The 19,650-nt window shown below is 67.0% G+C and carries 16 protein-coding genes, 1 tRNA gene and 4 pseudogenes; 9 read left to right on the forward strand and 12 right to left on the reverse strand.

The features are described 5' to 3' along the window. The first annotated feature begins 29 nt into the window (after positions 1–29). Entirely contained in the window at positions 30–422 is a 393-nt protein-coding gene (locus LRS12_RS00855) for a hypothetical protein (protein ID WP_257842861.1), read from the forward strand. Between the two features lie 40 nt (positions 423–462). Here LRS12_RS00855 and LRS12_RS00860 read toward each other — a convergent pair. The 5 genes and pseudogenes from LRS12_RS00860 to LRS12_RS00880 all read right to left on the reverse strand — a co-directional run bounded on the left by LRS12_RS00860 (position 463) and on the right by LRS12_RS00880 (position 5,092). Beyond that, positions 463–2,263 (reverse strand): annotated as a pseudogene (locus LRS12_RS00860) (acyl-CoA dehydrogenase C-terminal domain-containing protein). Positions 2,264–2,278: 15 nt separating this feature from the next. Continuing rightward, on the reverse strand, positions 2,279–2,710 hold the full coding sequence (locus LRS12_RS00865; RefSeq protein WP_257842862.1) for a MerR family DNA-binding transcriptional regulator: 432 nt from the start codon (positions 2,708–2,710) through the stop codon (positions 2,279–2,281). Between the two features lie 32 nt (positions 2,711–2,742). Then, a complete protein-coding gene (locus LRS12_RS00870; RefSeq protein WP_257842863.1) occupies positions 2,743–3,252 on the reverse strand; it encodes a hypothetical protein in 510 nt (169 codons plus the stop codon). After that, positions 3,249–3,608, reverse strand: coding sequence for a phosphoribosyl-AMP cyclohydrolase (hisI, locus tag LRS12_RS00875; RefSeq protein WP_257842864.1), 360 nt, complete (start codon positions 3,606–3,608; stop codon positions 3,249–3,251). The genes LRS12_RS00870 and hisI overlap by 4 nt, the downstream gene beginning before the upstream one ends. Then, positions 3,608–5,092 carry a M28 family metallopeptidase gene (locus tag LRS12_RS00880; protein WP_257842865.1) on the reverse strand — a complete coding sequence of 495 codons (1,485 nt, stop codon included), beginning with the start codon at positions 5,090–5,092 and terminating at the stop codon, positions 3,608–3,610. The genes hisI and LRS12_RS00880 overlap by 1 nt, the downstream gene beginning before the upstream one ends. Before the next feature lie 153 nt (positions 5,093–5,245). Here LRS12_RS00880 and LRS12_RS00885 point away from each other — a divergent pair, with 153 nt between their 5' ends. Then, entirely contained in the window at positions 5,246–5,536 is a 291-nt protein-coding gene (locus tag LRS12_RS00885; protein ID WP_257842866.1) for a PilZ domain-containing protein, read from the forward strand. 456 nt (positions 5,537–5,992) lie between these two features. Here the strand turns inward: LRS12_RS00885 and LRS12_RS00890 are convergent, their stop codons facing one another. The 3 genes and pseudogenes from LRS12_RS00890 to katG form a co-directional block, all read right to left on the reverse strand. After that, entirely contained in the window at positions 5,993–7,240 is a 1,248-nt protein-coding gene (locus tag LRS12_RS00890) for an FAD-dependent oxidoreductase (protein ID WP_308222947.1), read from the reverse strand. 28 nt (positions 7,241–7,268) lie between these two features. Further along, on the reverse strand, positions 7,269–7,580 hold the full coding sequence (locus LRS12_RS19830; protein ID WP_308222948.1) for a cyclic nucleotide-binding domain-containing protein: 312 nt from the start codon (positions 7,578–7,580) through the stop codon (positions 7,269–7,271). Between the two features lie 213 nt (positions 7,581–7,793). Beyond that, positions 7,794–9,979 (reverse strand): annotated as a pseudogene (gene katG / locus LRS12_RS00895) (catalase/peroxidase HPI). A gap of 332 nt (positions 9,980–10,311) precedes the next feature. On the opposite strand from katG, the pseudogene purF reads away from it, so the two are divergent. From purF to LRS12_RS00910, 3 genes and pseudogenes are all read left to right on the forward strand, one after another. Next, a pseudogene (gene purF, locus LRS12_RS00900) lies at positions 10,312–11,764 on the forward strand (amidophosphoribosyltransferase). A 4-nt stretch (positions 11,765–11,768) separates the two neighbouring features. Next, positions 11,769–12,479: pseudogene (locus tag LRS12_RS00905) on the forward strand (SDR family NAD(P)-dependent oxidoreductase). Positions 12,480–12,575: 96 nt separating this feature from the next. Beyond that, positions 12,576–12,875 carry a GIY-YIG nuclease family protein gene (locus tag LRS12_RS00910; protein WP_257842867.1) on the forward strand — a complete coding sequence of 100 codons (300 nt, stop codon included), beginning with the start codon at positions 12,576–12,578 and terminating at the stop codon, positions 12,873–12,875. A gap of 55 nt (positions 12,876–12,930) precedes the next feature. On the opposite strand, the gene LRS12_RS00915 is transcribed toward LRS12_RS00910, so the two are convergent. Genes LRS12_RS00915 through LRS12_RS00930 form a run of 4 tightly spaced genes read right to left on the reverse strand, consistent with a single transcriptional unit; the run spans position 12,931 to position 16,550 of the window. Then, positions 12,931–13,419 (reverse strand): FKBP-type peptidyl-prolyl cis-trans isomerase, encoded by a 489-nt coding sequence (locus tag LRS12_RS00915; RefSeq protein WP_257842868.1) that lies wholly within the window; start codon positions 13,417–13,419, stop codon positions 12,931–12,933. Beyond that, positions 13,416–14,306 carry an alpha/beta fold hydrolase gene (locus LRS12_RS00920; RefSeq protein WP_257842869.1) on the reverse strand — a complete coding sequence of 297 codons (891 nt, stop codon included), beginning with the start codon at positions 14,304–14,306 and terminating at the stop codon, positions 13,416–13,418. The genes LRS12_RS00915 and LRS12_RS00920 overlap by 4 nt, the downstream gene beginning before the upstream one ends. Positions 14,307–14,334: 28 nt before the next feature. Continuing rightward, positions 14,335–14,760, reverse strand: a complete 426-nt coding sequence (locus LRS12_RS00925; RefSeq protein ID WP_257842870.1) for a hypothetical protein — start codon at positions 14,758–14,760, stop codon at positions 14,335–14,337. Further along, positions 14,757–16,550 carry a GGDEF domain-containing phosphodiesterase gene (locus LRS12_RS00930; protein WP_257842871.1) on the reverse strand — a complete coding sequence of 598 codons (1,794 nt, stop codon included), beginning with the start codon at positions 16,548–16,550 and terminating at the stop codon, positions 14,757–14,759. The genes LRS12_RS00925 and LRS12_RS00930 overlap by 4 nt, the downstream gene beginning before the upstream one ends. A 245-nt stretch (positions 16,551–16,795) precedes the next feature. Between LRS12_RS00930 and moaA the strand changes: the two genes are divergently transcribed. The 4 genes from moaA (at position 16,796) to LRS12_RS00950 (ending at position 19,601) form a co-directional block, all read left to right on the forward strand. Continuing rightward, on the forward strand, positions 16,796–17,794 hold the full coding sequence (gene moaA, locus LRS12_RS00935) for a GTP 3',8-cyclase MoaA (protein ID WP_257842873.1): 999 nt from the start codon (positions 16,796–16,798) through the stop codon (positions 17,792–17,794). Beyond that, a complete protein-coding gene (locus LRS12_RS00940) occupies positions 17,791–18,564 on the forward strand; it encodes an NAD kinase (RefSeq protein ID WP_257842874.1) in 774 nt (257 codons plus the stop codon). The genes moaA and LRS12_RS00940 overlap by 4 nt, the downstream gene beginning before the upstream one ends. 214 nt (positions 18,565–18,778) lie before the next feature. Further along, positions 18,779–18,853: transfer RNA gene (locus LRS12_RS00945), tRNA-Asn, on the forward strand. 160 nt (positions 18,854–19,013) lie between these two features. Next, complete coding sequence (locus LRS12_RS00950) at positions 19,014–19,601, forward strand: hypothetical protein (RefSeq protein WP_308222949.1); 588 nt, start codon at positions 19,014–19,016, stop codon at positions 19,599–19,601. The last annotated feature ends 49 nt before the right edge of the window (positions 19,602–19,650 follow it).

The raw sequence follows: 19,650 nt of genomic DNA on the forward strand, positions 1-19,650 counted from the left end.
CGCAGGATCACGTAAAAGAACTATACAAGATGGCAGGTAGCAACCGAGAGATTTCCGCGTTTGCCGAAGCCGCACAGGGCCTGCTCGAATTTAGGCGCGGAAATTTTGAAAAGGGCAGCGAACACTATCTGAATTCAATCAGAATTTCGAGAGAAATGAAGCGCGCTGATTATATTGTCAATGCAGCAATATTCTGGCTAGATCAGCAAGTGCATTGTGGCCTAGTTCCACGCGACACACTTCAAGATGAGCTTAGCTACATTCAGAGGGCGATTGAAAAACTACCAGCTGGTCAAGCTAAGGATATTGGTCAGACATTTGTAGCGAGAAAGGCTTCGATGGAGAGGGCTGCGTCAAAGCTGGATGGCGTTGAACGCCATCCAGCTCATGAGCCGAATTCACATCAATTAGATGTGGGGTAATCTGATCCGGGCCGACAAAAAGCGCTAACGCCCCTCCCCCTCAAACCCCAAACGCCTCCACCGGCAGCGCCATGATCGTCTCCGCGCCGCTTTCGATCTTGCGGCGGAGTGCGCCGGCGTTGGGCATGATGCGGTCGGCGTAGAAGCGGGCGGTGACCAGCTTGGCTTCGTAGAATGCCTTGTCGTCGTCGCCTTCGGCCAGTGCCTGCACAGCCGCGTCGGCCATGCGGAGCCACATCAGGCCGATCGCGACGGTGCCCATCAGCTCCATGTAGCTGTACGCGCCGGCGCCGACCTGGTTGGGATCCTTCATGCCGTTGGCCATGAACCACATGGTCGCGGCCTGAAGCTGGCCATTGGCCTTTTCGAGCGCTTCGGCGAGGTGGGTCAGTTCGGGCCTGGCCTTGGCGGCGGCGACCTCTTCGGCGACGATGCGGAACAGGGTCTGGACCGCGCGGCCGCCATTCTGGGCGAGCTTACGGCCGACCAGGTCCATCGCCTGCACGCCGTTGGTGCCTTCATAGATCATCGCGATGCGGGCATCGCGGACATACTGCTCCATGCCCCATTCGGCGATGTAGCCATGGCCGCCATAGACTTGCTGGCTGTCCGTCGCGATGCGGTAGCCGGCGTCGGTGCCGACGCCCTTGATCACGGGGGTCAGCAGGCCGATCAGGTCGTCGGCGAGCTGACGCTCCTCCTCGCTCGCCGCCTTGTGCGCCAGGTCGACCTGGAGGCCGCCCCACAGGCACAGGGCGCGCAGCCCCTCGGTCATCGCCTTCGCCTCCATCAGCATGCGGCGGACATCGGGGTGGACGAACAGGGTGTCGGCCTTTTCCTGCGGCTCGGCGGGGCCGGTGAGCGCGCGGCCCTGACGCCGGTCGTGGGCGTATTGCACGGCGTTCTGGTACGCGACTTCGCCGATTCCGAGGCCCTGAAGGCCGACGCCGAGGCGGGCGGCGTTCATCATGATGAACATGGCGGCGAGGCCCTTCATCTCCTCGCCCACCAGCCAGCCGGTCGCGCCGTCATAGTTCATGACGCAGGTGGAGTTGGCGTGGATGCCCATCTTGTGCTCGATCGAGCCGCAGGAAACGGCGTTGCGCGCGCCCAGGCTGCCGTCGTCGTTGACCATGAATTTGGGGACGACGAACAGGCTGATGCCCTTGCTGCTCTCCGGCGCGCCTGGCGTCTTGGCGAGGACGAGGTGGATGATGTTGCTGGTGAGGTCATGCTCGCCGGAGGAGATGAAGATCTTCGTCCCCGTGATCGACCAGCTGCCGTCGGCATTGGGGGTGGCGCGGGTCTTGATGAGGCCGAGATCGGTGCCGCAATGCGGTTCGGTCAGGTTCATCGTGCCGCCCCATTCGCCGCTGACCATGCGGGGGGACGTATTTCTCCTGCTGCTCCGGGCTGCCCTTGGCCAGCAGCGCCTCGATCGCGCCGTGGGTGAGGCCGGGGTACATGGCGAAGGCCATGTTGGAGCTGATCATATATTCCTGGAACGCGGTCGAGACGACGTGGGGCATGCCCTGGCCGCCAAACTGCTCGGGTGCGCTGAGCGTGCCCCAGCCGGATTCGACGAACTGCTGGTAGGCTTCCTTGAAGCCGTCGGGGGTGGTGACGCTGCCGTCGGGGTGGCGGGTGCAGCCCTGCTGGTCGCCGCTATGGTTGATCGGGAACAGGACCTCGGCGACGAACTTGCCGCCCTCTTCGAGGACCGCGCTGACCACATCGGGGGTCGCGGCGGCGAAACCGGGGAGGTTGGCGTAGCGGTCGATCTTGAGCACGCGATCGAGCACGAAACGGGTGTCGCGGACGGGGGGATTGTAGCGGGGCATCTCTCTCGGTCTCTCTTATTTGATGGGCGTGGCGCGGCCTTCGAGGACCGCGACGAAATCTTCGAGTTCGGCGATGGCGGCGTCGATATCGAGCTTTTGCCGTTCGAGCAGGTCGATGCGCGCGCGGCACTTGTCGAGCGTGACCTGATGCTGGGTGCGGCGTTCGTCGCCGACGTCGTAGAGGTCGATCATCTCGCGGATTTCGGCGAGGCTGAAGCCGACGCGCTTGCCGCGCAGGATCCAAGCGAGCCGGGCGCGGTCGCGGTGCGAATAGATGCGCTGAAGCCCGCGGCGCTCGGGGGCGATGAGGCCCTCGTCCTCGTAGAAGCGCAGCGCGCGTGCGGTGACGTCGAACTCGGCGCACAGGTCCGAGATCGAAAAGCTCTCCTTGTCCGGGCGGGCTTCGATCGGGGCGAAGCTGGCCACGGCCTTCAGTTTCGTTGCCATGCGAGTCGATTTACGCCGACCTTACGTTAACGTCAACTACCGCAGAGTCGGACACCTTCTGCGCTTCGGAGCGCTTCTGCCTCCGCCGCGGATTCGCTGAGGCGCTCCACCTCCAGCGCGGCGAAGGAGGCGCGGGGGCCGCAGAGTTTGGCACAGGCGTCGGGGACGTTGGCGGGGAAGGTGATGCGGTCGCCGTCGAACTTCGCGTCGAAGCTGCATGCCTCGCCGCCCTTGCCCTTCAATTCGATCGCGAGCGTCGAGCCGGAGCGCGCGGCGGTGCCGCGGCCGGTGCAGCTGACCTTGTCGCCATAATCGACGAACGCGCCGACGCGATAGGCGGTGCCGTCGGGCACGACGCACAGCCGGTCGGTGTCGCGGGCGTAGAGGCCGGTGACGTCGCTCGCCCTGGGATCGCGGACGATGCCGCGTTCGATCGCTGCGGATTCGAGGCTGGGGGTGTGGGGGGATGCGCCGGGCTGAGGGTCGCTGCCGGAACAGGCGGCGAGGAGGAGCGCGACGGCGAGAGCGGCCCCTCCCCTCACCCGCGCACCAGCTTGCCGTTCTCGATGCGGCGGAAGAAGCAGCCGGGCTCGCCGGTGTGACAGGCGGGGCCGGCGGGGTCGACTTTCAGCCACAGCGCGTCCTGGTCGCAGTCGATCCGCGCCTCGACCACGCGCAGGACATGGCCGCTGCTCTCGCCCTTTTTCCAGAGGCGCTGGCGGCTGCGCGACCAGAACCAGGCCTCGCCGGTTTCCAGCGTTTTCGCCAAGGCATCGGCGTTCATGTGCGCGAGCATCAGCAGCTCGCCGGTCGCGACGTGCGTGGCGACGGCGGTGATCAGGCCGTTGGCGTCGTAGTTCGGGTTCAGGTCGAGCGTGGAATCGCGGTCGTCGGACATTACGGTGCCTTTGGCTTCAGCTTGCTGTCCGGCTTCCATTGCGGGGGCGTGTCCTTGTCCGCAACCCGTTGCGTCAGCGTGTAGAAGAAGCGGTTGAAGTCGGCGGCGGCCTTCCAGTCCATCGGCTGGTTCAGGTCATCCTGCGGCTTGTGGTAGCCGGTGCGATACCATTGGCGGTAGATTGCCTCGCTCTGCGTCCCCGGACGGTAGCCGAACACGAAGTTGGTCGCGGGGATGCCGGCGCGGATGAAGTTCCAGTGATCGGTGCGCATCAGCAACCGGCGTTCGGGTTCCGGGTCGTGCTGGACCGCGATGCCCATGCCGGTTGCGACCGCGCGGGCGTCGTCGCCGAGCGTCGAATCGTCGAGCGCGTGGACGGTGAGCAGTTCGAGCGGGAAGATCGGACGGAGCTGGTCGAGATTGATGTTGCCCGCGATGCGGGCGAGCGGGAGCGTCGGATCTTCGACGAAATATCGGGAGCCTAGCAGCCCTTTTTCCTCGCCGGTGACGATCGCGAAGACGATTGGGCGACGGAACCCCTTCCCTGCGCGCCGCTCGGCCAGCCGCACGATCAGCGCGACATAGGCGGCATCGTCGAGCGTGCCGTTATACAGGCCGTCGCCGTCGACCGGCTCGCCATGGCCATAGCCGTCGAGATGCGCGGTGAGCACGATCGCCTGATCGGCGAAGGCGGGATCGGTGCCGGGGAGGATGCCGATGACATTGGAGGAACTGAGCTTGCGCTGCGTCAGGTCGAAGCTGGCGGTGAAGATGGTTTCGGGATCGAACGACGGGAGCGGTGCGCCGCTGCTGCCATCCGCGATCAGCTTTGCCGCGTCGTGGCGCGGGCCGATCAGCTTGCCGAGCGCGTCGGCGTTGAGGGTCAGGACGGGGAGCTTGACCGGGGCCACCGGCGTGCCCGCGATCCGCACGCTGCGCGCATAGGCGGAGGGCCAGCGCGGCGGCTCGACCGTGAAGCCGGGGTCGGCGATGGCGAGCATCGCGGTAGCTCCGGCGGCGGTGAGCGCCTTTTCGCGGTCGTCGGCGGAGGGCAGTCCGGCGCGGCGGGTGTTGTGGCAGATCACGATCTTGCCGCGCACATCGCCGAGCGCATCGGCCCCGCAATAGCCGCGATAGACGATCATTCCGGCGAAGGTCGGGTGGACGTTGGTCGGGCTGGCGGTGAGGTCGTGGAGGAAGCGCAGTTTCGCGCCGTCGACGCGGATGTCCGCGCTGCGGATCGCGGTCTCCTCCATCGCGATCGGCTGAAACCAGCTGCCGTTGGTGCCGAGCGGCTTGACCCCGGCCTTGGCGAGGCGGCCGGCGACGATTTTCGCGGCGCGTTCATGGCCGGGCGAACCGGTCTCGCGGCCTTCCATGTCGTCGCCCGAGAGTTCGGCGGTGATCGCCCACCAGGCTTTGGTGTCCGCGTCGGCGGTGGCGGGGGCGGACTGGGCGAGGGTCAAGGCGATGAGGGCGAGCATGGTGGGAGCTTAGGGGGGCGTGGTGGGAGTGCCAAGGTGGGTGGAGGGGTCGGAGGCAGTGCCGATAAAAATTCGTGTGCGCGGCATTAGGCACCTTTCTTCGGAACTGCCGTGTTCGTCACGCGTCGAACTCACCAGAGTGGGAGATCGACAGTGACGATTGCGATTTCGGACTCACGTCCCCAACCGCGGCGCAAGATATTTCAACTCGGGGAACTGACGGTCGGCGGTCGCACGCTGAGGGTGCACTTGCTCGACGTTTCGGAAGGTGGCGCGCGCCTGCACTGCCCGACCGAGGTGAAAGTCGGCGACCCTGTCATCCTGCGCTGGAAGGATGACCAGTGGCGCGGCATCATCATGTGGACGTCTCAGGGCAAATGCGGTGTTCGCTTCATCGCGCCGCTCACTGCTGCAGCCCTATCGGCATTGCTCGCGCCAGTGTGAGAAGGGCGCGCTCGGGATACCGCGCGCGGGATCGGTCCACACCTTAGAACCTCTCATGATCGCATGCGGCGCGGTGTTCGTTCGGGATTGCCGCCCATCACTGGCGTGCTATTCTTGGCACACAATTTCGGAGGTTCAGGCGATGAATGCGAGCGACTGCTGCGGCAAGGACTGTCCCTGCTGCGCCAAGGAAAAAGAGAAGGGCAAGTAAGCTTCAGGCCTCGGTCGTACCGGGGCCTTTTGCCGACGGTAGCATCGAGCGGCCGCTAACCTCCGGCGCTCATTCGCATGTGCGGTGGAAGGCCGACGGGCGCATCATTTGGTGCAGCGCGACGAGTGGGGCCGGCCCGAGGTGGCGACGCGCGATGCACGTCTGGGACTGACGCTGTGGCCGTCCTATGCGAGTTTCGTCGCGTGGTGGGTGGCGGAGCACCGGCGCGGCGTGGGTGACGCGTCCTACCCCCCGATCCCGACCTCCGCCGGCGGGGGTGCGTTGATATGGGTCCAGATCGCGCTGACGACGACCGAGCCTTCGCCGACGCTGCTCGCGACGCGCTTGACCGAGCCGGAGCGGACGTCGCCGACCGCGAAGATGCCGGGGCATGAGGTGGCGTAGCTCGACGATCCGCCGACCTCCCGCCCGGTGCGCACGAAGCCGTGATGGTCGAGTTCGACCAGTCCCGACAGCCATTCGGTATTGGGCGCGGCACCGATCATGATGAACAGCGCGCGGCAATCGACCGCGTGGCTGCCCGAGGGTCCGGTGAACACGACGCGTTCGAGATGGTCGTCGCCGTCGAGCCGTTCGAGCTGGCTGTGCGTGTGGATGACGATGCGCGGGTCGGCCTCCAGCCGCTCGCGGAGGTATGCGCTCATCGTGTCGGCGAGGCTGGCGCCGCGCACCACGACATGGACGCATTTGGCGACGCGCGAGAGGTACATCGCCGCCTGCCCCGCGCTGTTGCCGCCGCCGACGACCACTGCCTCGGTCTGCGCGCAGAGGCGCACCTCCATCTCGGTGGCGGCGTAGTAGACGCCCGCGCCTTCGAAGGATTCGAGGCGGTCGAGCGGCAGGCGGCGATACTGCACGCCGGTGGCGACGAGCACGGTGCGGGCGCACAATTCCTCCCCGCCGTCGAGCGCGACGCAGAAGCCGTTTACGTGCCGGGCCATCGCCTCGACCCGGCGCGGCATGGCGAAGCAGGTGCCGAACTTCATCGCCTGAACCTGGCCCCGAAAGGTGAGGTCCGCGCCGGAAATGCCGGTGGGGAAGCCCATGTAATTTTCGATCCGCGAGCTGGTCCCGGCCTGTCCGCCGATCGCGGTATCCTCGATCACCAGTGCGCGCAGCCCTTCCGACCCGGCATAGACTGCGGCAGCGACGCCGGCGGGGCCCGCGCCGACGATCAGCAGGTCGAACAGCTCGGTCGAGCTGGCCTTGAGGTCGAGGCCGAGATGGCGGGCGACGGCGCGGGGCGTTGGATCGGGGATCGGATTGCCCGACCAGAGGACCTGGGGTTCGCCGTCCGCCTCTTCGTGAAAGGGGATGCGGTTGCGGTTGAGGAAGCTGGCGACGCGCGCGACGGCGGGGTCGCGCTCCGCACCGCGCACGACGAGGCTGCTGTCGCCGGATCTGAAGATGCGGCGGCGGCGCGCGGAGAAGACAGTGAGGATATGGTCGCCGATCTCGGGGACCGCGCTCATCAGGCGGAGCATGTCGGGGCGCGGTGCCTCAAGCGTCCGCGTGGGGGGCGCAGGCGCGCATGGTGAGCGTGAGCGGGCCGCCGTTGAGGAACGACAATTCGCCCATGAACTGGCCCGGGCCGATGGTGCCTGGCGTGAGGCGCTCGCCGGTCACGGGATCGGCGACCTCGATCTCGCCCTCCTCGACCAGCACGAAGCGGTCCTGCGGTGCACCGGCTTCGAGGACGATTTCGCCGGGTTGGTAGTGACAGGTGGTCGAGATGGCGCGGATTGCGGCGAGATGCGGCTCTGCGAAGGGCCGCGGAGTCATGGTGCTGAGGTCGCCGCCGATCGTTTCCATGGAGGCGAGTGTAGGGGCAGGTGGTGGGGATGCAACTATGCGAAGGGATGTGGGGATTGGACCGCCGTCGCCCAATGCCGTCACCCCGGGCTTGACCCGGGTGACGATGTGGAGAAACGGCCGCGACGGGGGTGTCCGTCGCGGCCGTTTCGTGAGTGGACAGGCCCTCCCCGACCCCTCCCGCAAGCGGGAGGGGGGAGGAAAAGTCGGGTGTTACCCCTTCAGGTCGAAGCGGTCGGCGTTCATCACCTTGGTCCAGGCGGCGACGAAGTCGCGCTTGAACTTTCCTCGCCGCCATTCTCGGCATAGACTTCGGCGACGGCGCGCAGTTCGGAGTTGGAGCCGAAGATCAGGTCGGCGCGGGTTGCACGCCAGGTTTCGTGGCCGCCGGCGCGGTCGGTCGCGATATATTCCTGGTCGTCCGATCCTTCGGCGGCCTTCCAGACATTGGTCATGCCGAGCAGGTTGACGAAGAAGTCGTTGGTCAGCTGGCCCGAGCGCTTGGTGAAGTGGCCATGGCCGCGCTCACCGTGATTGGCGCCGAGGACGCGGAGGCCACCGATCAGCACGGTCATCTCCGGCACCGACAGGCCGAGCAACGATGCGCGGTCGAGCATCATTTCCTCGGTCTTCACCGCCAGCTTCTTCTTGCCGAGATAGTTGCGGAAGGCGTCGGCCTCCGGCTCGAGCCACTCGAAGCTCTCGACATCGGTCTGCTCCTGCGTTGCGTCGCCGCGGCCGCCGGTGAAGGGGACGTTGGTGGCGCCCGCCATCTCCAGACCGACCACGCCGCCGAGGACGATGGCGTCCGCGAGGCTCATCGACCCGCGCAGGCCGTTGAGCGTGTCGATCACCTTGGCCAGCATCTCCGGCTCATTGACCTCCCAGTCCTTTTGCGGGGCGAGGGCAACGCGCGCGCCGTTGGCGCCGCCGCGATGGTCGGACTTGCGATAGGTGCTGGCAGAGGCCCAGGCGGTCTTGACCAGCTGGCTGACGGTCAGGCCGCTCGCGCGGATCTTGTCCTTCACCTCGGCGACCAGCGCGTCGCTCGGCATGGTGCCGGCGGGGATCGGGTCCTGCCAGATCAGGTCCTCTTCGGGCACCTCCGGGCCGAGGTAGCGGACCTTGGGGCCCATGTCGCGATGGGTCAGCTTGAACCAGGCGCGGGCGAAGGCGTCCTTGAACGCTTCAGGGTCGGCGCGGAAGCGTTCGCTGATCGCGCGGAATTCGGGGTCGCGCTTCAGCGCCATGTCGGCGGTGGTCATCATGGTCGGGACCTTGATGTTCGGGTCCCACGCCGCCGGGGCCATGTCCTCCGGCTTCTGGTTGATCGGCTGCCACTGGTAGGCGCCCGCGGGGGACTTCACCAGTTCGTATTCATAGTCGAACAGCAGGCGGAAATAATTCTCGGTCCATTCGCGCGGGGTGTTGGTCCACGCGCCTTCGATGCCGCTGGTGACGGTATGCTCGCCGATGCCGCCGCTTTCGTGCGTGCTGACCCAGCCGAAACCCTGTGCGACGAGGTCGCCGCCCGAGGGGGCGTTGCCGAGCAGCGAGGGATCGCCATTGCCATGCGCCTTGCCGAAGGTGTGGCCGCCGGCGGTGAGCGCGACGGTTTCCTCGGGGCTCATCGCCATGCGACGGAAGGTTTCCTTCATGTCGCGGGCCATGCCTTCGTCGTCATGCGGATTGCCGCCGGGACCTTCGGGATTGACGTAGATCAGACCCATCTGGATCGCGGCGAGCGGGCCTTCGATCTCGTGCAGGCCGTGTTCGGGAGCGATACGGGTCTGAACGCCCTGGTTCACCCACTTGTCTTCGCTCCCCCAATAGATGTCGCGCTCCGGCTCGAACACGTCGGCGCGGCCGCCGCCGAAGCCGAACACGGGCCCGCCCATGCTCTCGATCGCGACGTTGCCGGTGAGGATGAACAGGTCGGCCCAGCTGATATTCTTGCCGTATTTCTGCTTGATCGGCCAAAGGAGCCGGCGCGCCTTGTCGAGGTTGCCGTTGTCGGGCCAGCTGTCGAGTGGCGCGAAACGCTGCTGGCCGCTGTTCGCGCCACCGCGACCATCGGCGGTGCGATAGGTGCCGGCGGCGTGCCAGGCCATGCGGATGAAGAACGGGCCATAGTGGCCGTAATCGGCCGGCCACCAGGGCTGGCTGTCGGTCATCAGCGCGGTCAGGTCGGCCTTCAGCGCGGCATAGTCGAGCTGCTTGAACGCCTCGGCATAGTCGAAGTCCGGCCCCATCGGATTGGACGGGCCGTTGGGATTGAGGATTTCAGTGGCCAGCATTTCGGGCCACCAATCCTTGTTGGTGCGGCCCAGCAGCGCGCGGACCCCGCCATTGTGCATCGGGCAGCCGCCGCCGTCGATCGATCCGGTTTTCGCGTCCATGTGGGAATCCCTCCGTCTGGTGTCGTTGGTGTGGCGCCGACGCTATCGGAGCCGGGTCCGTCGGGGAAACGGGATAAACCGGTCAGTGCGAGTGAGGAAATCGATCAAGTCATTCAACTGTCATCGATTGAGACGAACAGAGTGGGGATTGGGGTGAATTCGTTCCTCCCCTCAGCTTGTCTCAGGGGAGGGGAGGAGAATTGGTGCCCCCTCCCCCTCCCAATCCTACGCAGAAACACAATGATCCCGGATTTGATGTGACAAACAGGCGACAAAGCCGGATCGACTGCCTATATGCCCGCGGATCGACCAACGACTCCCCCGAAGGGCCGATGCTGACCACAAATCCGTTCGATGACGACAAGCTGCGCGAAGAGTGCGGCGTGTTTGGTGTTTCCGGTGCCGAGGGTGCCGCCGCGCTTGTCGCGCTGGGGCTGCATGCGTTGCAGCACCGCGGGCAGGAGGCGGCCGGCATCACCAGCTTTGACGGCGCGCATTTCCATACGCATCGCGCGATGGGCCATGTCGCGGGCAATTTCGACCGCGACGAGGTGATCCGCGCGCTGGCCGGGACTGTCGCGTGCGGCCACGTCCGCTATTCGACCACAGGCGAGACCGCGCTGCGCAACGTCCAGCCGCTCTACGCCGAGCTGGCGAGCGGCGGCTTCGCGGTGGCGCATAACGGCAATATCTCCAATGCGATGCACCTGCGCCGCGAGTTGATCCGCCGGGGTTCGATCTTCCAGTCGACGTCGGATACCGAGACGATCATCCATCTGGTCGCGACCAGCGGGTACAAGGATCTGCTCGACCGGTTCATCGATGCGCTGAAGCAGGTCGAGGGGGGCATACTCGCTGATCTGCATGACGCAGGAAGGCATGATCGCGTGCCGCGACCCGCTGGGCATCCGTCCACTGGTGATGGGCCGCCTGGGCGACGCCTATATCTTTGCGTCGGAGACGGTGGCGCTCGACGTGGTCGGTGCCGCCTATGTCCGCGATGTCGAGCCGGGCGAGCTGGTGATCGTCAAGGATGGCGAGATGCGATCGATCCGCCCGTTCACCGCGATCGCGCCGCGCCCGTGCATCTTCGAATGGGTCTATTTCAGCCGGCCCGACTCCATCGCACAGGATCGCTCGGTCTATACCGTGCGCAAGGGCATCGGCGCGGAGCTGGCGATCGAATCGCCGGTCGATGCGGACCTCGTGATCCCGGTGCCGGATCTGGGCGTCCCCGCCGCGATCGGATACGCCCAGCAATCGGGCATTCCGTTCGAGCTGGGCATCATCCGATCGCACTATGTCGGCCGCACCTTCATCCAGCCGAGCGCGGAAGTGCGGCGGCTGGGCGTCAAGCTGAAGCACAATGCCAATCGCGCGCTGATCAAGGGCAAGCGGATCATCCTGATCGACGATTCGATCGTGCGCGGGACGACCAGCCTGAAGATCGTGGAGATGATGCGCGAAGCGGGCGCGGCCGAGGTGCATATGCGCATCGCCAGCCCGCCGACGACGCACAGCTGCTTTTATGGCGTCGACACGCCCGAGCGTTCCAAGCTGCTCGCCGCGCAACATGACGTGGCGGGCATGGCCAAGTTCATCAAGGCGGACAGCCTGGCGTTCGTGTCGATCGACGGGCTGTACCGCGCGCTGGGCGAGGCGGAGCGCGGCGACGTGCTGCCGCGTTACTGCGATGCGTGCTTCACCGGGCAATATCCGACGCAACTGACCGACCATGACGAGCAGGCGGTGAGCCAGCTCGCCCTTCTCGACGAGACGCATTGATCCCATGACCGAACAGGCTCTTGCAGGGCGCGTCGCGCTCGTCACCGGCGCGAGCCGGGGATCGGCGCGGCGACCGCGATCGCGCTGGCGGCGCAGGGCGCGCATGTCGTGCTGACCGCGCGCACGGCGGGCGGGCTGGAAGAGGTCGAGGAGGCGATCTTCGCCGCCGGTGGCTCCGCGACGATCGCGCCGATGGACCTGATCGAGACGGATCTCGATCCCGCGTCTTGCTCAGGCGGTGGCCGAGCGTTGGGGGAAGCTCGATATTCTCGTGCTGAATGCAGCGGCGCTGGGCACGCTGTCGGCGGTGGCGGCGTTCGACCCCAAGGAAGTGGCCAAGGTGCTGGCGCTCAACGTCAGCGCGCAGGCGGCGCTGATCGGGGCGTTCGACGGCTTGCTGCGCAAGTCGGACGGTGCGCGGGTGATCGGTGTGACGTCGAAGGTCGGACGCCAGCCGCGCGCCTATTGGGGCCTGTACGGCGCGACCAAGGCGGCGTTCGAGAATCTGCTGCTGAGCTATGCCGACGAGGTGCGCAACCTGACCAAGGTTCGGGTCGCGCTGCTCGATCCGGGCGCGACGCGGACCAAGATGCGCGCGCGCGCCTATCCGGGAGAGGCGCCCGAGAGCGTCAAGCCGCCGGAGGTCGTGGCGGAGCGGATCGTCGCGATGCTGGCCGACGATTTCGAGACGGGGGCGTTTGAGGCGTTGGGGTGATCGGGGGCGGTGAGCCGCTCCCCTATTGTTACACACGCCTACCTAACGTCACCCCGGGCTTGACCCGGGGCCCAGCTTCTTCTTCCCTACCGCGCCATGGACGACGAACGCCAAGGCGGTTGGGTTTACATCATGGCCAATCGCTATCGCGGGACGATGTATGTCGGAGTGACCGCCGACCTCGTGACGCGCGTCGATCAGCATCGCCGCGGTGAAGGGTCCGAGTTCTGCGCCCGCTATGGCCTCAATCGGCTCGTCTGGGCCGAATATGCTGAGGACATCACCGACTGCATCGCGCAGGAGAAGCGGATAAAGCGCTGGCGGCGCGAATGGAAATTCGCGCTGATCGAGCGCGACAATCCCGAGTGGCGCGACCCTTACGATCAGCTTGCCTGACGAAGGCAGCTGGGCCCCGGGTCAAGCCCGGGGTGACGAGAGGGGGGGCGCTTCGCTACTCCCCCGCCCCTTCGATCCCCAGCAGCTCCACCGTAAACAGCAGCGTCGCGCCGCCCGGGATCGGGCCGCGGCCGTGGGGGCCGTAGGCGAGGTCCATCGGAATCGCGAATTCCACCTTGTCGCCCACGCCCATCAGCTGGACGCCCTCGGTCCAGCCGCGGATCACGCGGTTGAGGGGGAAGGTGGCGGGCTGGCCGCGCTTGACCGAGCTGTCGAATTCGACGCCATCGGTGAAGGTGCCGGTGTAGTGGACCGTCACGCGATCGGTCGGACCGGGGTGCTTGCCGGTGCCGTTGCCCGCGACCAGCCGCCAGCGCAGCCCGCTCGGCGTCACGTTCCAGCCGGTGCCGCTGTGGCGCTCGGCGAGCGCGCGCATCTGGTTGTTGTGCCAGGCGACGTCCTGCGAGCGGTCGGGCGCTTCGTCCTGGGCCATCGCGGGGAGCGCGACGAGCGTGGCGGCGGCGAGTGCGAAGGTGAGGATCATGCTGCGAGAAATGCCTTTACCTGAGCCTGGAAGAAGGGCGCGTTGTCCCACATGATGAAGTGGGCGGATGCGGGGACGCGGGTCAGCACCGCGCCTTTGATCGGGGCGTAGGACGCCTTGTAGAAGCCGTCCATCTGCGCGTCGGTTACGGGCGCGCCCTTCGGCGTCACGTAGAGCACCGTGGTGGGGGCGGTGATCCTGCTCAGCTCGGGCATGAGGTTGGTCATGATGAGTTCGCCATAGGCGCGGGCGGAGACGTCGCGGTCGGACTTCATCGCGTCCTCCAGTGCGCCGGCGCGCATGCTTTCGGTCGCGACCATCGAGTCGATCGTCCCCTTGAGCTGCGCGGCATAGGCTTCGGGCGCGGAGGTCTTCATCCCCGCCATGATCTGGTCGGCGATCGGCTTGAGTGTCTCAGGGGTCGCCTGCGGGCCGCCGAACATCGCACCCATGAACGGGAGCATATCGACCACCATCAGCTTGCCGACCTGATCGGGATGGCGCGCGGCGAGCATCATCGCCATCGTGCCGCCCATCGAATGGCCGATCACCGCTACCTTGCCGAGCTTGTTCTCCGCGATGTAGCGCGACAGTTCCTCGGCGACCGGGGCGGCGACATTGCCGTCGGTGTTGCCGCCCTTGTCGAGCCCGCCGAACCCGCGCACCTGAACCTTGTGGTAGCGATAGCCGGGGAGCGCGGCGGTCATTTCCGTCCAGACGCGTGGGGACGAGGACAGGCCGGGGATCAGGATGACGTCCTTCCCCTTCCCTTCCACGGTCACGGCGATGCGGTCGGAAGTGAAGCCCTTGGCGGTTGCCGTACCGGGCAGCAGCAGCGCCGCGCACAGCATCGTCAACATCGCGAACAGACCGCGGCGGTTCGTCATCTATTCCTCCCTCAAGGCAAAACGACGCTTAGCGGGGTTCCGGTGCGTCGAGTATGATGACGATGTCTTCGTCCACCGCGGCGTCTTCGTCCAGTTCCTCGGCGCGAAAAATCTCGCGGTTCATCACGAAGCTGCCGTGATAGCCGGAGAAGCGCCATTCGCCGGTGGCCTCGGTCCCGTCGTCGCTGATCCGGCCGGTATAGGCGACGCTGTGCGCGAGGGGGCCGGCGGGGTCGTATTGCTTGACGAATGACAGCGCGTCGGCGGCGCGGGTGCCGGAGACGAAGGCGCGGCGGATCTCTGACTCACCCGTGTCGTCGGGTTCGGTGATCGTGCCATCGACGGCACCGCCGACCTCCTCAAGATGCGCGATGAAGCTGTTTTCGGGGACGTCCCAGCCGGTCGCGAAATAGCGGCCATACCAGACGCCGGTGGTATCGCGCGGATCGTTCATGCGGCCTCCACCAGTGCAACCAGTTCGGGCAGGGTGAGCGGTTCGGCGCAGAGGAAACCCTGATAGAATTGGCAGCCCTCCTTGGCGAGCAGGTCGAGCTGTTCGTTGGTCTCCACCCCCTCCGCGATCACGGTGAGGCCGAGCGAGCGCGCCATGTCGATCACGCCGCGCACGACGATGCGGTCGCGCGCGCTGCCGGTGATGTCCTGGGTCAGCTTGCGGTCGACCTTGAGATAGTCGAGCGGGAGCGCCTTGAGGTACGCGAGGCTGGAATAGCCGGTGCCGAAATCGTCGATCGCGACTCGGCACCCGGCGGCGCGCAGGTCGCTGAGCAGGCGCGAGGCTTCGCCGAGGTCGTCGATCAGCCCGCCTTCGGTGATCTCCACCGTCAGGCGCGAGCGCGGAAAGCCGCTGCTGTCCACCCAGTCGAGGAACAGGTCGGCGAAACCTGAGCGCGCGACATCGGCGGCGGTGACGTTGACCGAAAGGCGCAGGTGGCGCAGCGCGGTCGGCCAGCGCGCAGCCTGAACCAGCGCGAGGCGCTGGACATGTTCGGACAAGGCAAGTTCGAGTTCGGCGCGGGCGGCGGCGGCGAACAGGGCTTCGGCCCCGACCTCGCCATGTTGGGGGTGACGCCAGCGGGCCAGCGCCTCTACCCCGACGATCGCGCCGGTGGACATCGCGACCTGGGGCTGGACGCGCAATTCGATCTCGCCCGCGTCCATTGCGCGGCGCAGATCGATGGCGAGCGCGTCGATCGGGACGGCGCGATTATCGTCATCCTCGCCCGCAAGCGCTTCACTGACGCGACGGAGCAGCGCGGCGGCATCGTCGCCAGGCCGCGAGGCAGCGGTTGCGACGCGCGCACCGACTGGGGCGATGGCGTCGCCGATGACGAAGGGGCGGGTCAGCGCTTCCTCGATCGCGGTTGCGGCAGCGGCGAGCGCGGTCGCGTCGGAATCGGTGGCGGCGATCAGGAACTCCGCTCCGCCCATCCGCGCCAGCACCGCGCGGCGACCAAGCGCGGCGCGCGCGGATTCGGAGATACGGGTCGAGGCGGCGCGCAGCACGGCGTCGCCCGCGTCGCGGCCATAGGCAGTGTTGACCATGTCGAACCGGCCGAGCGTGACAAGGACGATACCAATCGACTGGCCATCGTTGAGCCGACGGGCAATCCAGCGGCGCATCCCGGCATCGTCGCGCACCCCGGTAAGGACGTCGCGGACGACTGCGCCGGCATCGACCTCTCCCAGCCGTTCGATCAGCGCATGGATGCGACCGGTGCGCGCGTCGCGCTGAAGATGCTCGACCACCCGGCCCGCGCCGGGCAGGTCGTGCGCGAAGGCGGTCGCCTGAATGCCGTCGCGCAGCCGCTGGAGCGCGCCGCGCATCGCCCCGCGATCGGCAGCCTCGACATGGCGCAGCACGGTACGCAGCGAAGGCGTGCCGGTCAGACCGAGCATCGAGGCGAGCGCGGGCGTGACCTGGAGCGAGCGCAGCGCGGGATCGTAGCGCCAGCCGAGCGGCTCGCCGGTCGTGCGCCTGTTGTCGGTGTCGCCGCCGACCCGCTTGGCGTGGCGCGCCGCGAAGCGTAGCGCCTGGACGAACTCGACCTCACGCATCGGGCTGGCGAGGAAATGGGTCGCCCCGGCGTCGTAGAATTCGCCGAGCCGCGCGGCGTCGCCGCGCGACACGAGCGCGAGCAGCGCGCAGCCGCTGGCCCCGGTAACCGCTGCGAGCGAGCGCACTGCGGCAAGCCCCTCATCCACCGATCCGCGCGCATCGACCACCGCGACCGTGGCACCGCTGGCAAGGAAGCGGCGGTCCGCCCCTCCCCGCGCCGTGCCGCGACGACGCGCCAGCCGGCATGGGCGGCATGGGCGGCGAGCTCGTCGCGCTGGCGAAAGGACAGCAGGAACAGCGGTCGATCGCGCCCGGTCATGGGGGTGGCTGGAGCGGGCGCGGCGTCGGTCATCGCGGCCATTCCTAACGCAAGGGTTGTCCCGATGCTACGAACAGCTTAGCTCCATCGTCCATGGCGAGCGATCGGCCCCTGATGGACAAGCATGGCCGCGCGATCCGGTACCTCAGGGTATCGGTCACCGACCGGTGCGACCTGCGCTGTCGATACTGCATGGCCGAGGAAATGACATTCCTGCCGCGCACCGAATTGCTGGCGCTGGAGGAAATCGCGCTGATCGCCGAGCGTTTCGTCGCGCGCGGGGTGACCAAGATCCGCCTGACCGGAGGCGAGCCACTGGTGCGGCGCGATGCGCTGGACCTGGTCCGGCGGCTGGGGCGGAGCGTCGGCCACGGACTCGACGAGCTGACGCTGACCACCAACGGCACCCGGCTGACGACGCACGCGGCGGCGCTGGCCGATGCGGGGGTGCGGCGGATCAATGTCAGCCTCGACAGCCGCGACCCCGAGACCTTCCGCTTTGTCACCCGTCACGGCGATGTCACGCAGGTGCTGGACGGCATAGCGGCGGCGCGCGCGGCGGGGCTGAGCGTCAAGATCAACATGGTCGCGATGGCAGGACTCAACGAGGCGGAGATCTCCGACATGCTGGCATGGACCAGCGCGCAGGGCATGGATTTGACGCTGATCGAGACGATGCCGCTGGGCGCGATCGACGAGGATCGCGCGGACCGCTTCGTGCCGCTGACGCGGGTGTTCGATCATTTGTCTGCACAATTCGATCTGGTTCGCGACGATCATCGAAGCGGCGGGCCGGCGCGCTACTGGCGGGTCGGCGACAGCGGTGCGCGGCTGGGCCTGATCTCGCCGCTCACGGGCAATTTCTGCGACAGCTGCAACCGGGTGCGGCTGACCACGGAGGGCAAGCTGTTCACCTGTCTGGGCCATGACGACCAGGTCGACCTGAAGGCCGCGATCCGCAGCGGCGGACTGGCAGCGGTCGACGACGCGATCGACGCGGCGCTGGCGGCGAAGCCAGCACGGCACAGCTTCGACGTCGCACCGGGCGCAGCCCCGGCGGTGGCGCGGCATATGAGCGTGACCGGCGGATGAGCGAATTGCGCCGGGCGCTTGCCGCCTCCCCGACCACGCCCGCCGAGACCGCGGCTGCCGAACTGCTCGCCGGGCGCGACTGGGTCGAGGTCGAGGATGCCGACATGGTTGTCGCGCTGGGCGGGGACGGCTTCATGCTCCAGACGCTGCACGCGATGCTGGAGCGGCGGCGGATCGTGCCGGTGTTCGGGATGAACCTGGGCACCATCGGGTTCCTGATGAACGACTGGCGACCCGACGGACTGGAGGAGCGGCTGGCGCGTGCGCGGCCGTTCAAGGTCAGCCCGCTGGTGATGACCGCGACCACGATGGAGGGGGAGACGCACGTCATCCCCGCGATCAACGAAGTGTCGCTGCTGCGCGAGACGCGCCAGACCGCCAAGCTGGAGGTGCGGGTCAACGACCGCGTCGTGCTGCCCGAACTGGTGTGCGACGGCATTCTGGTCGCGACGCCGGCGGGGTCGACCGCCTATAATCTGTCGGCGCATGGCCCGATCCTGCCGCTCGGCTCGCGGCTGCTGGCGCTGACCCCGATCAGCCCGTTCCGCCCGCGCCGCTGGCGCGGGGCGATCCTGCCCGAAAAGACGCGGATTTCGCTGCGCGTGCTCGACCCCGGCAAGCGCCCGGTGAGCGCGGTGGCGGACCAGCGCGAGGTGCGCGACGTGGCGCAGGTCGATATCGCGATCGACCGCAATCGCGACCTGACATTGCTGTTCGATCCCGAACACGCGCTGGATGAACGGATCACGATGGAGCAGTTTATTGCGTGATTCGGTGATCCTCCCCCGCCAGGGGGAGGTGGCGCCGAAGGCGACGGAGGGGAGGACGGCTGTGTCCTCTCAGCTTGGGCGCGCACCCTTCCTCCCCCTCCGCCACGCCATGCGTGCCACCTCCCCCTGGCGGGGGAGGATTGTTGTTGAAAATCCCCCTTTCCCCGCTTGCATTGCTCCGCACCCCTTCGTATAGGCGCGCCCTCGCTGGTGTTCCCTGATAGCTCAGCGGTAGAGCTCTCGACTGTTAATCGAGCGGCCGTTGGTTCGAATCCAACTCAGGGAGCCAGCGACATTTCCCCAGAGCGACGGCACAACACCACCCGCCCCCTTGCGCGGCGCGGGTTTCTGTCGTTTCGTTCAGCGCAGGGACATTTGGCCTGTGCTGTTCGTTACAATCGCAGCATCGGCACGATTCGCCGCAAAACGAAATGCTTAGGAGGAAGATGATGTCCACCACCCCCGCCCGCCGCTCGCGCATCGCGGCGGTGGCCCTTGCGCTTGCCAGTGCAAGCGTGCTCGCATCCTGCGCAACCCCCACGCCCTACCAGCCCGCGACCGGCAGCGGGACCTATCGCACCGGTTACTGGGACGAGCAGATCGAATCCGATCGCTTCCGCATCACCTTTGCCGGCAACAGCATGACGTCGCGCGAGACCGTCGAGCGTTACCTGCTCTATCGTGCAGCGCAGCTCACCGTAGAGCGCGGCGGCGACCATTTCGTGCTGGCCGACCGCGATACCGAGAAGAGAACCCGCACCTATGCGACCACCAGACCGTTCAGCAGCGGGCCGTGGGGCGGATGGGGTCCGTCGTGGCGCTATTATGGCCCGCGCTGGGGCTGGCGCAGCTGGAGCCCGTGGGGCGGCGATCCCTTCTGGGACCGCGACGTCGATATCCGCACCGTCGAACGCTATGAGGCCAGCGCCGAGATCGTGATCGGCAAGGGCCGCAAGCCCGACAATGTCCGCGCATTCAATGCGCGTGAGGTGCTGGAGAATCTGGGCACGTCGATCGCCCCGCCGCGCCCGCGGTAAGCCCTGTGCTTCCTGCGCAGGCAGGAGCACCGGATAGAGAAAGGGCCGC

The sequence above is a fragment of the Sphingomonas sp. J344 genome, from assembly GCF_024700005.1.
Lineage (GTDB): Bacteria > Pseudomonadota > Alphaproteobacteria > Sphingomonadales > Sphingomonadaceae > Sphingomonas.

Excerpts from the sequence above, each read along its gene's own strand:
- LRS12_RS00855 (WP_257842861.1), top strand. The coding sequence starts at position 30 with ATGGCAGGTAGCAACCGAGAGATTTCCGCGTTTGCCGAAGCCGCACAG.
- LRS12_RS00865 (WP_257842862.1), bottom strand. The coding sequence starts at position 2,710 with ATGGCAACGAAACTGAAGGCCGTGGCCAGCTTCGCCCCGATCGAAGCC.
- hisI (WP_257842864.1), bottom strand. The coding sequence starts at position 3,608 with ATGTCCGACGACCGCGATTCCACGCTCGACCTGAACCCGAACTACGAC.
- LRS12_RS00880 (WP_257842865.1), bottom strand. The coding sequence starts at position 5,092 with ATGCTCGCCCTCATCGCCTTGACCCTCGCCCAGTCCGCCCCCGCCACC.
- LRS12_RS00890 (WP_308222947.1), bottom strand. The coding sequence starts at position 7,240 with ATGAGCGCGGTCCCCGAGATCGGCGACCATATCCTCACTGTCTTCTCC.
- LRS12_RS19830 (WP_308222948.1), bottom strand. The coding sequence starts at position 7,580 with ATGGAAACGATCGGCGGCGACCTCAGCACCATGACTCCGCGGCCCTTC.
- LRS12_RS00910 (WP_257842867.1), top strand. The coding sequence starts at position 12,576 with ATGGACGACGAACGCCAAGGCGGTTGGGTTTACATCATGGCCAATCGC.
- LRS12_RS00915 (WP_257842868.1), bottom strand. The coding sequence starts at position 13,419 with ATGATCCTCACCTTCGCACTCGCCGCCGCCACGCTCGTCGCGCTCCCC.
- LRS12_RS00920 (WP_257842869.1), bottom strand. The coding sequence starts at position 14,306 with ATGACGAACCGCCGCGGTCTGTTCGCGATGTTGACGATGCTGTGCGCG.
- LRS12_RS00925 (WP_257842870.1), bottom strand. The coding sequence starts at position 14,760 with ATGAACGATCCGCGCGATACCACCGGCGTCTGGTATGGCCGCTATTTC.
- moaA (WP_257842873.1), top strand. The coding sequence starts at position 16,796 with ATGGCGAGCGATCGGCCCCTGATGGACAAGCATGGCCGCGCGATCCGG.
- LRS12_RS00940 (WP_257842874.1), top strand. The coding sequence starts at position 17,791 with ATGAGCGAATTGCGCCGGGCGCTTGCCGCCTCCCCGACCACGCCCGCC.
- LRS12_RS00950 (WP_308222949.1), top strand. The coding sequence starts at position 19,014 with ATGTCCACCACCCCCGCCCGCCGCTCGCGCATCGCGGCGGTGGCCCTT.